This is a genomic window from Akkermansiaceae bacterium (genome assembly GCA_024233115.1).
Classification (GTDB): domain Bacteria; phylum Verrucomicrobiota; class Verrucomicrobiia; order Verrucomicrobiales; family Akkermansiaceae; genus Oceaniferula.
The window spans coordinates 261,106-275,411 of the sequence record JACKQB010000004.1; the positions used below are offsets into that span (position 1 = coordinate 261,106).

Sequence of the window (14,306 nt, forward strand, 5' to 3'; positions counted from 1 at the left end):
AGCTTACTCCACAACTGATGAAACCCCGCCGCACGAGGCAAGCCTCGTCCACCCACAAAGCGGAGGCAAGCCGTCCGCACTCCAAATAACCCCCACCCGTCGCCACCCTTTTCATTTATACTCCGCCTAATTCCCATGCCCACCTTCCAGCCCAAGCAATACCAGCAAAGCGCGCTCGACAGCATCGCCGCCTATTTCCGCGAGTGCCAGGACCGTGGGCATGCGGATTATGCCTTTCAGGAGACCACCAAGACGCTCTGGGGTAAAAAGTCTCAGTTCACGCCGCTCGCCGGATTTCCCGATGAGATGCCCTACTTCTGCCTGCGTGTTCCCACCGGTGGTGGCAAAACCTACCTCGCCGCCAAAAGCGCAGCCTTGGTTAATAATCTGCTTTTACACACCGAGCACAGCGTGCTCCTCTGGCTGGTGCCCTCCACCGCCATCCGCAGCCAGACGATGGATGCGCTCAGGAACCACGACCATCCCTACCACGCCGCCCTGCGCGAGGCGGGTCCTGTTTCCGTGATGGATCTGGACGAGGCCAAGGCACTTACGCGATCAACGCTGGACACCAGCACCGTGGTCATCGTCGCCACCCGCCAGGCGTTTCAAATCTCCGATGAGGAGCAGCGCAAGGTCTATGAGAACAACGGCTCGCTGATGAGCCTCTTTGACGGCCTCACCGAGGAACAACAGGCCTCCCTGCTCCCAGACGAGGACGGCAATACACCGATGTCGCTAGTCAACGCCCTGCGCCTGCGCCGACCCTTCGTCATCATTGATGAAGCCCATAACAGCCGCACCGAGCTGTCCTTCGACACCCTCGCCAAGTTTGCCCCTTCCGGCATCATGGAGCTGACCGCTACGCCGGATACAAAAAAGACACCGAGCAACGTGCTGCACTCCGTTTCCGCCGTGGAACTCAAGCGGGAGGAAATGATCAAGTTGCCGATCTTGTTGGAAACCGAGCCGGACCACGAACGCTGCCTCGCTCTAGCCATCGATCAGCGTGAGCAACTGCACACCCACGCCCACAAGGAACACGCGTCAGGAGCGCCGTATTTGCGCCCGTTGGTGTTGATTCAATCCGAAGCCAAATCCTCCAAAAAAGAAACCCGCCACGCCGAGTGGGTGAGGGAGGAGCTGATCAAAAACCACAACATCCCTGAAAAGGAAATCTGCATCGCCACGGGGTCTGAGAAAGGCTTAGAGGCACTGGACAAGGAATATGATGGCGGCATCTTCTCCGAGCAATGCCCTGTGAAGTTCATCATCACCCAGAAAGCGCTGGCGGAGGGCTGGGACTGTGCCTTTGCCTACATCCTCGTCAGCATGGCAGAGCTGCGCAGCGCGACATCCGTGGAGCAGTTGTTAGGACGCATCCTGCGCCAGCCTCAGGCGAAGCTTCGCGCCACCAATGCGCTGAACCAATCGTATGCCTACGTGGTCTCCAAAGACTTCGGGGACACGGCAAAAAACCTGCGAGACGCGCTGGTGGACGCCTCCGGATTCAACCGCGAGGAGGCAGCGGACTTTGTGGCTGCCAAAACCAAGGAGCAAGGCAAACTGGACTTCACCCGTGGCAAGGGTCGGATCGAGTTCACCCCGGTGGCGGTCAAGCTGAGCGAAGACCTCGATATTTCCCAACTCCCGCCCCAGACCAGACGCAAGGTCAAGTGGAGCAAAAAGGACAAGGAGCTCGTGATCAACGCACCGCTGTCCGCCGATGAAACCGAGGAGATCCAGAACACAGCCACCATGGACGACACCAAGGAGGCAATTCGGCAGGCGGGCGAGCACAGTCGCTCAGAAGCCGTGAAGATCTTCACCACGGCGTCAGAGCGTGGCAGCGCGTTTCTGGTGCCGCAGCTTACCGTGATGATCGACGGCGAACTGCGCCTGTTCGACGAACCGGAAGCGCTGGACTACCCCTGGGAGTTACCCCCTCTGGAAGCAGCTCCCAACAAGGATCAGCAACTCGCGCTCGATCAGGCAGCCGTGGTCAAGCAAGCCGGCTTTATCGATGTGGATGATGAGGCGGGCAAGATCACCACCAGCTTTGCCCGCGACTTGCAGCGTGACCTCAGTCTTTCCTACAAACCCGAGCACTGGACCGAGGCCAAACTCGCCGCCTGGTTCTGCCGACAGATCCATGACCCCAGCATCACCCATGCCAGCAAGCGTGTGTTTGTTTCCAAATGGCTGGAAGCACTGCTGAAACTCGATGGCATGAGCTTGGCGCGTGTGAACCGGCAGAAGTTCCTGTTGCGCAATCTCATCGATACCCAGATTCGCGGGCTACGCAAAGAGGCCGTGTATAAAGCATGCCAGCAATTTCTCTTTGGCGACGGCCATGAAACGCGGGTCCGCGTAGGCAGTGAGTATGCATTTGAATTCCATCCGGACGCCTACGCCCCCACCCGCGATGATGACGGCGACTATGGCGACTACGATTTCCAAAAACACTACTACCCCCGCATCGGCGAGTTTGATTCCGAGGAAGAATACCTCTGCGCCTGCTGGCTGGACCGACAGCTGAAAATCGAATTCTGGGTGCGTAACCTGGTCAACAAAAACGCCGCGTCCTTTTTCCTGCAGAACGCCACCGGAAAATTCTACCCGGACTTCGTCTGCAAACTCACCGACGGCCGCATCCTCGTGGTCGAATACAAGGGGGCCGTTTACTGGAACGATGCCAAACCGAATCGCCAGCTCGGCGAACTCTGGGCCGAACTCAGCGGCGGCACCTGCACCTTTGTGATGGTAAAAGACAAGAAATGGGAATGGATCGCTGAACACCTCTAAGCACTTGATTTATTATGACCGACGACCTCTTCTCACTCGCCGCCTCCAAGCAGCCCGATCCCGAAAAACGGATCGCCGAGCTCTCTACCGAGCTTGAGCGGCATAACCAGCTCTACTACCAGGACGCCGAGCCGGAGATCTCCGACGCGGAATACGACGCGCTGATGAATGAGCTTAAGAAGCTCGAAAAGGAACACCCGGAGCTCGCGCGGCCCGACTCCCCGAGCCAACGCGTCGGCGGCGCGCCGCTGGAGCATTTCTCCCAGGTCGAGCACCTCGTGCCGATGCTTTCCATCGAGGACATCCACGAGCTGAAGCCGGAGGAGCTTGAGCAAATCGGCGACCCGTCCGCGTCCTCCGCCGAGAACCTGCGCGACTGGTATGCCCGGCTGGAAAAGAACCTCGGCCAGAAAAACGTGCCCGTCACCATCGAACCCAAGATCGACGGCGTGGCGGTCTCCGTGGTTTACCGCGACGGCGTGCTCGACTACGCCGCCACCCGCGGCGACGGCGCCACCGGCGACGACATTAGCCAGAACGTGCGCACCATTCAGTCGATTCCGCTGAAACTCCCCGCAGGCGCCCCGGAGGTTTTTGAGGTCCGCGGTGAGGTGTTTATGCCGAATGCCGAGTTTGCCAGACTCAACGAGCAGCGCGACGAGGCGGGCGAGACTGCCTTCGTCAACCCACGCAACGCCACCGCCGGCACCCTCAAGCAGCTCGACCCCAAACTGGTCGCCGCGCGGCCGCTCGACTGCATTTTCCACTCCTACGGATTTGTCGAGAACGCCCCCTACGCCAGCGTCAGCGAGTTCCAGAAAACACTCGCCGACTACGGACTCAAAGCGAGCAAGTGGTTCCACAAGGCGGGCAATGCTGTCGAGTTGTTAGAACTGGTCGGCAAGCTCAACCACGACCGGCACAGCTTCCCCTACGCCACCGACGGCGCGGTCGTCAAGGTGGACGAGCTCGCCCTGCACCAGCAGCTCGGCGCCACCTCCAAATTCCCGCGTTGGGCCTGCGCCTTCAAGTTTCTCCCCGAGCAAAAGGAGACACTCATCCAGGACATCACCATCCAGGTCGGTCGCACCGGAGTGCTCACACCCGTCGCCGAACTCGAACCCGTGTTTGTCTCCGGCACCACCGTCTCCCGCGCCACCCTGCACAACCAGGACGAGATCGACCGCAAGGACATCCGCCTCGGCGACACCGTGGTCATCGAGAAAGCCGGTGAGATCATCCCCGCCGTGGTCAAGGTGGTGAAAGAGAAACGCCCGCCTCACAGCGAGCCGTTCAATCTTTTCCAATACGTCCACGGCCGCTGCCCGTCCTGCGCCGGCCCCATCGAGCAGGAGGAGGGATTTGTCGCCTGGCGCTGCACCAACTTCGCCTGCCCCGCCCAGGCGGTCACCCGCATCAAGCACTTCGCATCACGCAAGGCGCTGGACATCGACGGCCTCGGCACCGCCGTTGCGGAAAAGCTGGTGGAAACCGGCTCCATCCAAAACACCCTCGACCTGTTCGCGCTGGAGGCGGACTCACTCGCCGACCTGTTGTTAGACCCCGCCCAGCTCGAAGGAGGCGCAAGCAAACCACGCCGACTTGGCGAAAAGAAAGCGGAGACCATTGTCAACTCGCTCGACAAGTCACGCAGCGCGCCCCTCTCCCGCTGGATCTTCGCCATGGGCATCCCCCAGATCGGTGAGTCCGCCGCCCGCGAGATCGCCCGACTGCACCGCGACCTGGCGGAGGTTGCGATGTCTGAAATCCTGCAAGACCTCGCCGAACTACCCAACTTCGAACAACTCTCCGTTTCCAAACGCAAAAAGGAAAACCACCCGCGGCTGGCGAAGTATCAGATCGAGTCCGAGCTGGGACCCGTGGCAGCGCAGCACATCGTCGCCTTTTTCCAGAGCGAGGCAGGCCAGCATGTGCTGGAAAAATTCGCCGCTTTCGGCATCAACCCGCAGTCGGACAACTACGACCCGGAAAAGTCGGCACTGCAAAATACAGACTCCCCGATCGCGGGCAAAACCTTCGTCATCACCGGCACCCTGTCCAAACCACGACCCGAGTTTAAAAAACAGATCGAGGCGGCGGGAGGCAAAGTCTCCGGCTCGGTGTCCGCCAAAACCGACTACCTGTTAGCCGGAGAAAAAGCCGGCTCCAAACGCGCCAAGGCGGAGGAACTCGGTGTCACCATCCTCGATGAAACCGCATTCGAGCAGCTCACAAAGTAGGACGACTTTTTAAGTTGTCGGCTACCCAAGGCATCGTCATCCTCGGTACAATGGACGCACCAGACATGCCGACAGCTTGCAAACTTCTCCTACCCTTCCCCCCCGCAATCTGTTAAACTACCCCAATGAAAACACTCGCCACCCTCCTCCTGCTCACTTTTTCCGCCACACTCTGCCACGCCCAGTCAACGCCTGAGATCAAGCAGAACGCCTACGAGGAATACCAGAAATCCGACAAGGCAATGAACACCGTTTACCAGAACCTGATGAGGGTTCTTACTGAGGACGGAAAAAAGAAACTCCGTCTTTCCCAGCGGGCATGGATCGCCTTCCGTGATGCCGAGGCGGATTTTGACTGCCACCACTTCGGCGAGGGTAAGTTTGGAGCCGTTGAGCGTTTGGGCAGCTTGAAAATGCGGACCCAGGAGCGGACCATGAAGCTGCTCGCCGACTACAAACGCTTCAAGGAAATCAACGGTTAGAAGGCTACCTCCCGCTTACGGCCTCCGTTTCCTCCAGAGCAGGGACCGGGCTCCGCATTCATGACGTTGGATTGTGTAAAAACCCGCCAAGCCACCGTATCAACCCTATGCGCCGCCTCATCGATATTTCTTATCTCTTCCTTCTTGAATCTTACCCGCACGCTCTCATACTCCGCCGTATGAGAGGAAACACGGCAGCCAAGATGAGCCATCCATCCAGCCTACTGGCCCTACCGGCATTACTATCAATGCTTCTGGCCGGTTGCGGTGGCGGCGGTGGCGGCTTTGTCTCTGAAAACCACTCCAACCGTGGCTACAACCCCGGCGTAGGCCCCTTTGATAGTCGGGGCAACTATGTCGAACGATGGGCAGACGATAAAAGCAAAGGCGTCTGGTGGCGCTCCAGTTCCACCACAGGTCCAGCTGCTGTAGCCTCCAAGCCTGCCGTCACACCACCTGTCATCGCCTCCAACACCACCCCCACCCCCGGCCCTGCATCCCGCCCCACCGGTGTCCGGCCTACTCCGCCGGTGGGTGGCCACACCACCCCCACGCCACAAGCCAGGCCCCAGCCGAAACCCAAACCCGTCGTCAAGGCTACCCCCAAGCGCAAGCCCCCCATTCGCCACACGGTGAGAAGTGGCGACACCCTCTGGGCGCTTTCGCAAAAGTACAAGACATCCGTCACTGCCATCCAACGCGCCAACGGACTCAAGGGAACGAATTTGAAAATTGGCCGGAGCCTGCTGATCCCGAGATATTAGCCCGCTGGCAACCCGGGCGCAGATTGTTGACCCTGGAAGCGCTTGGAAAACCCTTCCAAGGGTTGCCGCCAATGACGAATGCCTGTTGACTAATGTCGGCTCATCGGATACTGTTCTTACGAACACTTTCCTATGAGCCTTACCTCCCTCTTTGTTGATTTTGATGCCTACTTTGCCTCGGCAGAGCAGCACTTGCAGCCGCACCTGCGTGGCAGACCCGTCGGTGTGGCGCCGGTTCTGGCAGAAACATCTTGCTGTATTGCCGCGAGCTACGAGGCCAAAGCCCATGGGATCAAAACCGGCACCAGTGTGCGCGACGCCCGCCAACTCTGCCCGGGTATCCAGATCGTCCAGGCCCAGCCCGCCAAATACGTCGAGCTTCACCACCGGCTCGTCGCCGCCGTGGAAACCTGCCTCCACGTCGAGGCGGTACTCTCCATCGATGAAATGTGGTGCTGGCTCCCCTACAACCTGCGGGAGCCGGAAACCGTGGAAAAAATAGGGTACAACATCAAACGCGCCATCCACGACCAGGTCAGCCCGTGGATCAATGGCAGCGTAGGTGCCGCACCTAACAAATGGCTCGCCAAGATGGCATCAAAAATGCGTAAACCCAATGGTCTGCTGGTCATCCAACAACACGACCTCCCCGGGATTCTCTATGAGCTTGAGCTGCGCGATATGCACGGGGTGGGCCGGGCCATGGAGATCCGCCTGCACGCCCACGGCATCCATGATGTGCGCAGCCTGTGTCATGCCAGCCGACAGCAGCTTCATGCGGCCTGGGGTGGCATCGAGGGCGACCGACTCTGGTTTCAACTCCGGGGAAAAGAGGTGCCGGAGCCGGAAACCAGCCGTCGCAGCATCGGCCATAGCCATGTCCTGCCACCCGACCAACGCCACCCCGACGCCGCCTTGCCGGTTCTTCACAAGCTGACCCAAAAAGCCGCCCAGCGCCTACGCAGCCACGGTATGCTGGCGCGCGGTTTTTCCATTTCTCTCCGTTACCTCCGGGGGGGCAAGTGGTGCCGTGAAATACAGTTAGAACCGACTGATGACTCGCTCATACTCGCACGCACCACCAGCCTGCTCTGGCGGCAGCGGCCTCATCATGGCGAGCACCTGCTGCAAGTCTCCATGGTACTGGACCGGCTTACCCATGTGGGTAACTACACCCCGTCGCTCTTTATCGACGAGCAGGAACACCCAGTGGAAACCGGGAAAACCAGCCACCAGGTGCTTAATGAATCGATGGATATGCTGGTGCAGAAGTTTGGCAGGCAATCCATCTACCTCGGTGGTGCCCACAACGCTATCGAAGCCGCCCCCATGCGTATCTCCTTCGGCCACATCCCGGATCTGGACGTGGAGGCGGATTGATTCCTGGGGAGGGTGGACACTCTTGTCCACAGCATCGTGCAAGCCGACCATGGTGCTTGGGTTGGGCGCATGGCTTGCCGGTGGACAGGAGTGTCCACCCTCCTTAATCGCGGGCAAAGGGGAGCGCCAGGGTGAGGATGCCACCCACGACCCATATCCATGTGGGATGGGTGACAAAATACGGGTAAAACATCAGGGCAAAACCGAGCGCCTTCGGCTGCCAGAGGTCTTTCCACTTTCCATACGCCACATAAATCATACCCAGTCCTCCAAAAACCACCCACGCGACGATGACATAGGGATCAAACATCAGGCTTGGAAAACCACCTCTCCCCAGTGGGTTGGAATGTGCATATTGACGACTCCTTGCGGACTCCAGACCCAGTTGTCCTCGGGGTGTTGCTGGTCCTCGGGATTGAGACCTGAGCAGAGGTCGGTGCCGTGCGGCGGAATTCTAACATATTTTCCATCAACCACCTCATGCCGCCACTGGACGCGGGAAAAATTCACCTTCCACATGTCGCCGTGTGCCGGGGGGGTGGATCGGCCCGGATTGTACTTCGCCAGTTCCTTCCACGGGAAAGCGATCTCCACACACCAGCCTTCATCCGTGGTAGTGGGATCATTGAGTCTACCCTTCACCCCGACCTTGCGGATTAGGCCAGGCAGGTTGCAGCCGAGTAGGGGCACACCACCCTCGCTGTAGGGCACCGGGAGATTCAGCTCCCAGATGGTGCCCAGGGCGTTCATCTCAAATTCGTAATAATTGTTAGAATCACCATCGGGATCGATAAACACCTCGAAGTCGTTGTCGTTAAAAATGATTTCGTTTTGCCTGGTGATGGTGCCCCAGACATGAGGCTCCTCCATTTCGGCCGCGACGTAGAACCAGGTATCGTCCCAGGCCATTTTCGCCCGTGTGCGGAAGCGAGGTTTCAGCGCGGGGTCGCCGGTGATGTCCTGGAAATCACCGGTCCACGGTACGGCGGCCCATGCCGGATCGGAGATGAAGCCATCCAGCTTCAACGGACCCGCCACGCGGGGACAGTGGTATTTTTCAGGTAATCCGTGCATCGTGGCAATTATCCCATCGGGTAAAGAAACTCCTCACTCACCTTGTCGATTTTATCCAGAATCTCATCACTCAAGGTTACATCAGCGGCGGCGATGATGGGGTCGAGGTGGTCTGCGTGAGACGCCCCCACGATGGTGGAGGCGACAAAATCGTGCTGCTTGCTCCAGGCGGTGGCAAGGGTAACCACATGCATGTCGATCTCCTTGGCAATCTCGATCATCCTGGCTGTCGTAGCCAGGCTCTTTTCGTTTACAAAGCGCTCCGCCATCGCTTTCTGACGAGGCTGGCCAGTCTGGAGATACTTGCTGAAACGCGCCCCATCGGGATATTTTCCATCGTTGTATTTTCCTGTTAGAACACCGCCGGCAAGCGGACTGTAGGGCAGCAGGCTGACCTTTTCCTGTCGGCACACCTCAGCCAGCTCATCCTCGAACCGACGGTTGTTAATGGAAAAATTATTCTGGATGGTATCGAAACGTGCCAGGCCGCAGGTGTCGCTGGTCCAGAGCGATTTCATCAGCCCGTATGCGTCCTCGTTGCTGGTGCCGATGGTCCGCACCTTGCCTTCCCGCACCAGCTCATCCAGAGCCTCCAGGGTGTCCTCGGCACGCATGTCGTGATCACACCAGTGGACTTGATAGAGGTCAATGTAGTCGGTTTGCAGTCGTTTCAGGCTTCCCTCGATGGCGCGGCGGATATGATGACGGTCGATGGCCGCCTTGCCGCCACGCACGGGCGGGATAAACCACCCGTGGGCCGGGCCGGCGACCTTGGAAGCGATGATCAGGCTTTCACGGTCCTTGGTTTTCAACCATTCCCCGACCAACTCCTCGGTGATCCCCGCCGTTTTCCTGCTGGGTGGAACAGGGTAGACTTCCGCGGTATCAAAAAAATCAATCCCCGCATCCGCCGCTTTGTCGAGGATACGGAAACTCTCGTCTTTATCACACTGCTTGCCAAACGTCATCGTGCCCATACAGATGTCGCTGACCACGATGGCGCTGCCGCCAAGTCGATTTAATTTCATCCGGTGATCATGCCAGACCAGACTTACTTGGCAAGCCTCGGCACAGATGATAATGACTAGCGGCATGGGACACCTCTTTGACCTCGCCATGCTGATCATGCTCCAGGCCGTGCTTGGCTTTGACAACCTGCTCTACATCTCCATCGAATCCAAGCGGGCCCCCTTGGAAAAACAAAAGTCGGTCCGCATCTGGGGGATTGGCCTGGCCGTGTTCCTGAGGATCGGCCTGCTGTTCCTGCTGCTTAAGCTCATGGACTCCTTCACGGCATCGCTGTTTAAATGCGATAACCGTTTCGTTCATGCCGACTTCAATTTCACCTCACTCATCACCCTGCTTGGAGGAGGATTCATTATCTACACAGCGGTCAAGGAAGTGATGCACATGCTGAGCTATGAGGAAGCCCGCGCCCATGACGGGAAGAAAAAGCAGGCATCCGTCGTCAAGATCGTCGCCCTGATAGTCGCGATGAACCTCGTTTTCTCCTTCGACTCCATCCTCAGTGCCATGGCCATTACCAAGGTTGAATGGGTGATGGCGACGGCGATCGTCATCAGTGGTGTCCTGATGATCCTCATGGCGGACAAGGTCTCCGCTTTTCTACAGAAAAACCGGCTCTACGAGATCCTCGGACTCTTCATCCTCTTTATCGTCGGCGTGTTACTCGTTTCCGAAGGCGGCCATCAGGCCCACCTCCGCTTCTTCGGCTTCCCGGTTGAGGCGATGAGTAAAACGACATTCTACTTCGTCATCGCCGTGCTGGTGCTTGTGGACGTGATCCAAGGCCGCTACCAGAAAAAGCTGATGGCGGAGAAGGCGAAGGCGTAACCGCGGGGGGCGGCCCGCCTTTTCGCGCTGCGGGTGAATGTGGGTTCCACCCGTCGGGGCCGGGCATGGGTCCCATAAACCAAAAAACGGAACCATCTCGTGGATGATTCCGTTTTTAGAAAAATGGTCGGGACTACAGGATTGACCTCGTTCCTCTCGGTCCGTGCCAGTTTCCAGAAATGCTCCTCCGCATTTCTGGTTCGATAAAAATCGTGACACACGATGCTGCGCCGTGCGCTCGAACTTCGTTCTCATCCTGTAGTCCCTGCGCAAAAAACGGAACCATCTCGTGGATGATTCCGTTTTTAGAAAAATGGTCGGGACTACAGGATTCGAACCTGCGACCTCTTCACCCCCAGCGAAGCGCGCTACCAAACTGCGCCAAGTCCCGGTCTTTGTTGTTACCTGCGGATCTGACTCCGGCAGGCAGGGGAGCGCAATTAAGCCCATCACTTAGGAGTTGGCAAGCACGTATTTTCGTGGCATTCCCAGCGCCCCATGAAACGTGCCAAAATCGCCGTCATCGGAGCCAGCGGATACACCGGCCTGGAGCTCCTACGCCTCTTGCTTTCCCACCCACATGCCGAGTTGGTCTGTGTCACCTCACGGCAAAACGCAGGACGCAGTATCGGGGAGCTTTTTCCCCGGTTTTCCGGTGCCGCGGCCTCGGGTTTGCAATTTATTGATCCGGATGCTGATACCGTCGCAGCCACCGGCGCCGAAGTCGCCTTCCTCGCGCTGCCCCACGGAGTGGCGGCTGGGTATGCGTCCAGCTTGTTGGCAAAGGGGCTGAAAATCGTCGACCTGAGCGCCGATTTCCGACTCGATGATCCAGCCGTGTATGAGGAGTTCTACGATGCCAGCCACCCGGCGCCGGAGTTACTCAAAGAGGCCGTTTACGGTCTCCCGGAAGTCCATCGTGACGCGATCCTCGGCTCGCGGCTGGTAGCCTCACCGGGCTGCTACCCCACTAGTATCAGCTTGCCGCTGATTCCCCTGTTACGAAAAAAACTCATCGACCCCACCAGTATTGTCACCTGCTCGATGTCGGGCGTCAGTGGTGCCGGCCGCAATGCCATCCTGCCCCTGCTCTTCTGTGAGGCCAACGAAAGTGTCCGCGCCTATGGCATCCCCAAACACCGCCACCTCTCCGAGATTGAACAGGAGCTGGGCAAGGCGGCTGGAGCACCGGTTGCCATCTCGTTTACCCCCCACCTCGTGCCGGTGCACAACGGTATCTGCACCACCACCAGCGCAACGCTGACAGCTGAGCCTGAATCCGTGCAACACGCCCTCGAAGAAGCCTACGCGGATGAATACTTCGTCAGGCTCTTAGGAAAAGGCGGCTGTGCCGATACCAAAAACGTCACCGGCACCAACTTCATCGACATCGGCTGGAGCCACGATCCGCGCACCGGGCGTGTGCTCTTGCTCAGTGCCGAAGACAACCTCGGAAAAGGCGCTGCCGGCCAGGCAATCCAGAATTTCAACCTGATCTGCGGATTTCCTGAAACTGCCGGGTTGCAAAACTTTTAAAAACCACTCAGGGTAAAGGTCAGCCATGCCTACCAAAGACAGCATCAAAAGAATCAAGGGAGGGGTTTGCGCTCCTCGCGGCTTTCTTGCCTCGGCTGTTAGCGCCGGAATTAAAAACCCCGACAACCCGAGGCTGGACCTCGCGTTGGTTTACTCCAAGTACGCCTGCACGGCTGCCGGCACCTTCACCACCAACCGGGTCAAAGCCGCACCCGTCAAGGTTTCCCAGGCGTATCTCAAAGCCGACCAGGTCCAGGCCATCGTCGCCAACAGCGGTAATGCCAACGCCTGCACCGGAGTGGAAGGCATTGGGGATGCGCGCAGGACATGCAGCCTGGTTGCAGCGGGGCTCGGGCTGCGACAACGCCAGGTCGCGGTGTGTTCCACCGGGGTCATCGGCCTGCCCATGCCGATGAACCGCATCGAACCCAGGATCGAGGAGCTGGTTGCCAGCCTGGGTCCCAAAAACGGCGAGGACGTCGCCCGTGCCATCATGACGAGCGATACCTGCAAAAAGGAAATTGCTGTTTCCGTCAAGATCGGCGACCACCGGGTCCGCATCGGAGCCTGTGCCAAGGGCGCCGGCATGATCTGCCCCAGCATGGCAACAATGCTTTGTTTTATCACCACCGATGCCAAGGTCACCCAGCCGTGCCTGCAAAAGGCGATTCTCGAGTCGGTGGATGTCTCATTCAACCGGATTACCATCGACGGCGATATGAGCACCAACGACACCGTCATCGCCCTCGCCAACGGCCAGAGCGGCATCCCCACGATCAAACGCAACAGCAAGGAATGCCGCCAGTTCCGCGAGGCACTCCAGTATGTCATGCTCAAAATGGCCAAGTCGCTTGTCCGCGACGGCGAACGCGTCACCAAGTTCGTCACCGTCGAGGTCAAGGGTGCGCGCACCTACCTCGATGCCCGTAAAGTGGCCGAAGCCGTCGCCAACTCAGCCTTGGTCAAAAGCTCGTGGAACGGCAACGACCCTAACTGGGGACGTATCATCCACGCCGTTGGATACTCCCGTGCCATGGTCAGGGAGGAACTCATCGATATCCACATCAATGGCAAGGCCGCCTGCCTAGGCGGGCTACAGGCAAACACCCCCATGGACACCCTGCGCAACCTGGTGGCCAAGGATGCGTTTACCATCACCATCAACCTCCACCTCGGCAAGGCCGAGCACGAGGTCTACTCCAGTGACCTGTCACCGGAATACATCGACTTCAACCGCTCCGAATACGCCTACTGGAAACAGGCGCGCAAGGACGGGCTGGTGTAGGGCGGTTTTTTAAGCGGTCGGCAGGATAGGTGCCTGGCTTGTCGACAGATTAAAAAGCTGTCCTACTTTTTCACTCCCTCCTTGACTCAGGGCCATGGATTCCTGATTCTCAGCCCGACACCATGAGTAAAGCCCAAGAAGCCCGTTCTTTTAAACGTGTGATATTAAAACTCAGTGGCGAAGCACTGAGAGAGTCTGGTAGCCGGGACAACATTTCGCCCGAGATCGTCGAGCGTGTTGCCAAGGAAATCCAAAAAGCAGCCAGCACAGGAGTGGAAATCGGCGTGGTCTGCGGCGGCGGCAATTTCTGGCGCGGTGCCAGCGCAAGTGCCCGGGGCATGGACCGGGCGACGGCCGACTACGTCGGTATGATGGCCACGGTGATGAATGCCCTTGCCCTGCAAAGCGCGCTTGAAGCCGAAGGCGTGAAGTGCGTTGTCCAGTCGGCCATCGAGATGAAAAACGTTGCCGAGCCGTTTATCCGCCGCAAGGCCAACAGGCTGCTCTCGCAGGGGAATGTGGTTATTTTTGCGGCGGGAACGGGCAGCCCCTTTTTCTCCACCGACACCACTTCAGCGCTACGCGCCAGTGAGATGGGAGCCGATGCCATTATGAAGGCGACGATGGTCGATGGTGTCTACTGCTCGGACCCCAAGAAAAACCCGGATGCCGTCCGCTACGAGACAATCACCTTCCAGGAGTGCCTGAGCCAGAACCTCAAGGTCATGGACTCCACCGCATTTACCCTTTGCATGGACAACAACATACCTATCATTGTTTTCGATATCGGTGGCGAAGGAAACATCACCAAAGCCCTCGCGGGTGAGGATATCGGCACCATCGTCTACAAGGGGTAATTTTTTCATTCACTAATCAACATCCACCA

12 protein-coding genes and 1 tRNA gene are annotated in these 14,306 nt (G+C 58.4%); 9 read left to right on the top strand and 4 right to left on the bottom strand.

Annotation, left to right across the window (positions count from 1 at the left end; translation table 11 throughout):
• The first annotated feature begins 135 nt into the window (after nucleotides 1-135).
• The 5 genes from H7A51_12140 (at nucleotide 136) to H7A51_12160 (ending at nucleotide 7,671) form a co-directional block, all read left to right on the top strand.
• Complete coding sequence (locus tag H7A51_12140) at nucleotides 136-2,805, top strand: DEAD/DEAH box helicase family protein (GenBank protein MCP5536967.1); 2,670 nt, start codon at nucleotides 136-138, stop codon at nucleotides 2,803-2,805.
• A 14-nt stretch (nucleotides 2,806-2,819) separates the two neighbouring features.
• Nucleotides 2,820-5,045, top strand: coding sequence for an NAD-dependent DNA ligase LigA (ligA, locus tag H7A51_12145; protein ID MCP5536968.1), 2,226 nt, complete (start codon nucleotides 2,820-2,822; stop codon nucleotides 5,043-5,045).
• 125 nt (nucleotides 5,046-5,170) lie between these two features.
• On the top strand, nucleotides 5,171-5,527 hold the full coding sequence (locus H7A51_12150; GenBank protein ID MCP5536969.1) for a DUF1311 domain-containing protein: 357 nt from the start codon (nucleotides 5,171-5,173) through the stop codon (nucleotides 5,525-5,527).
• A gap of 107 nt (nucleotides 5,528-5,634) precedes the next feature.
• Complete coding sequence (locus H7A51_12155) at nucleotides 5,635-6,291, top strand: LysM peptidoglycan-binding domain-containing protein (GenBank protein MCP5536970.1); 657 nt, start codon at nucleotides 5,635-5,637, stop codon at nucleotides 6,289-6,291.
• Nucleotides 6,292-6,423: 132 nt separating this feature from the next.
• Nucleotides 6,424-7,671 carry a DNA polymerase gene (locus H7A51_12160; GenBank protein ID MCP5536971.1) on the top strand — a complete coding sequence of 416 codons (1,248 nt, stop codon included), beginning with the start codon at nucleotides 6,424-6,426 and terminating at the stop codon, nucleotides 7,669-7,671.
• Nucleotides 7,672-7,774: 103 nt separating this feature from the next.
• Here the strand turns inward: H7A51_12160 and H7A51_12165 are convergent, their stop codons facing one another.
• The 3 genes from H7A51_12165 to H7A51_12175 are packed head-to-tail and all read right to left on the bottom strand — an operon-like array spanning nucleotide 7,775 to nucleotide 9,773.
• Nucleotides 7,775-7,981, bottom strand: a complete 207-nt coding sequence (locus H7A51_12165; GenBank protein ID MCP5536972.1) for a hypothetical protein — start codon at nucleotides 7,979-7,981, stop codon at nucleotides 7,775-7,777.
• The gene (locus tag H7A51_12170; protein ID MCP5536973.1) at nucleotides 7,981-8,745 is read right to left on the bottom strand and encodes a carbohydrate-binding family 9-like protein; all 765 of its coding nucleotides are present in this window, start codon (nucleotides 8,743-8,745) and stop codon (nucleotides 7,981-7,983) included. The genes H7A51_12165 and H7A51_12170 overlap by 1 nt, the downstream gene beginning before the upstream one ends.
• A gap of 8 nt (nucleotides 8,746-8,753) precedes the next feature.
• Nucleotides 8,754-9,773 (bottom strand): aldo/keto reductase, encoded by a 1,020-nt coding sequence (locus H7A51_12175; protein ID MCP5536974.1) that lies wholly within the window; start codon nucleotides 9,771-9,773, stop codon nucleotides 8,754-8,756.
• Nucleotides 9,774-9,825: 52 nt separating this feature from the next.
• Here H7A51_12175 and H7A51_12180 point away from each other — a divergent pair, with 52 nt between their 5' ends.
• The gene (locus H7A51_12180) at nucleotides 9,826-10,599 is read left to right on the top strand and encodes a tellurium resistance protein TerC (GenBank protein ID MCP5536975.1); all 774 of its coding nucleotides are present in this window, start codon (nucleotides 9,826-9,828) and stop codon (nucleotides 10,597-10,599) included.
• Between the two features lie 314 nt (nucleotides 10,600-10,913).
• Here the strand turns inward: H7A51_12180 and H7A51_12185 are convergent.
• A tRNA-Pro gene (locus H7A51_12185) sits at nucleotides 10,914-10,990 on the bottom strand.
• A 107-nt stretch (nucleotides 10,991-11,097) separates the two neighbouring features.
• Between H7A51_12185 and H7A51_12190 the strand changes: the two genes are divergently transcribed.
• The 3 genes from H7A51_12190 (at nucleotide 11,098) to H7A51_12200 (ending at nucleotide 14,277) form a co-directional block, all read left to right on the top strand.
• Entirely contained in the window at nucleotides 11,098-12,135 is a 1,038-nt protein-coding gene (locus H7A51_12190; protein ID MCP5536976.1) for an N-acetyl-gamma-glutamyl-phosphate reductase, read from the top strand.
• Nucleotides 12,136-12,160: 25 nt separating this feature from the next.
• The gene (argJ, locus tag H7A51_12195) at nucleotides 12,161-13,420 is read left to right on the top strand and encodes a bifunctional glutamate N-acetyltransferase/amino-acid acetyltransferase ArgJ (protein MCP5536977.1); all 1,260 of its coding nucleotides are present in this window, start codon (nucleotides 12,161-12,163) and stop codon (nucleotides 13,418-13,420) included.
• 122 nt (nucleotides 13,421-13,542) lie between these two features.
• The gene (locus H7A51_12200; GenBank protein ID MCP5536978.1) at nucleotides 13,543-14,277 is read left to right on the top strand and encodes a UMP kinase; all 735 of its coding nucleotides are present in this window, start codon (nucleotides 13,543-13,545) and stop codon (nucleotides 14,275-14,277) included.
• The last annotated feature ends 29 nt before the right edge of the window (nucleotides 14,278-14,306 follow it).